Annotated in this window: 1 protein-coding gene; it reads right to left on the reverse strand. The window is 70.8% G+C overall.

Annotated elements, in window-relative coordinates; genetic code table 11:
* Positions 1–781, reverse strand: a 781-nt coding sequence (locus ACR9E3_RS32470) for an HNH endonuclease signature motif containing protein (RefSeq protein WP_460385206.1), incomplete at both ends; no start/stop codon positions are given.

A 781-nucleotide genomic window follows, 5' to 3' on the forward strand; every position in this document is an offset into this window, starting at 1 on the left:
AGGGGGACGCGGGGTCGGCCGCCGGGGATGGGGTGTTGGTCGGTGTCGATGTACCAGGGTGGGGTGAACCAGGGCAGGCCGTCGACGATGGCGACGCTCCAGTGCCCGTGGTGGATCAGTTGGTGGTGGTAGAGGCACAGCAGCACGAGGTTGTTGATCTCGGTGGGTCCGCCGTGTTCCCAGTGGTCGATGTGGTGGGCGTGGCAGCGGCGGGGGCTGCGGGTGCAGTCGGGGAAGGCGCAGCCGCGGTCGCGGATGTTCAGGGCCCGTCGTAGGGCGTCGGTGACGGTGCGTTGCAGGCGTCCGACGTCGAGGGGTTCGGAGCGGGAGCCCAGGATCATGGGGATGATCTCGGCGTCGCAGGCCAGGCGGCGCAGGGTGCGGATGTGGACCGGGGTGTCGTCGTCGAGGGTGCCGTGGCCGATCGCGTCCCGGAGCCACTGGTGGTCGATGGTCAGGGTGAGCAGCGCCCGTGCCGCGGAGACCGGCCGGCGCCGCTTCGGTCCTGACGCGGAGACAATGGACCTGTTGCCTTCGGGGCGGCGGGGTTCGGGGATCAGCGCCTCGAGATCAAACTCGGGCTCGCGCTGGCCGTCTGAAACATCGGCGCCGGCCCCGGCGCCGTCGGTGTCGTCGGTGTCGTCGACCGGATCGGTCTCGGCGGCGTCGGTGTCTGTGTCTGTGTCCTGGCCGGACCGGGTGTCGTCGGTGGTGTCGGTGAGCAGGCCGTGGGGGCTCAGGGCGTCGGCGACGAATTCTTTGAGTGCGGCGGCGTGGCGGC

The sequence above is a fragment of the Actinomycetospora sp. C-140 genome, assembly GCF_054796175.1.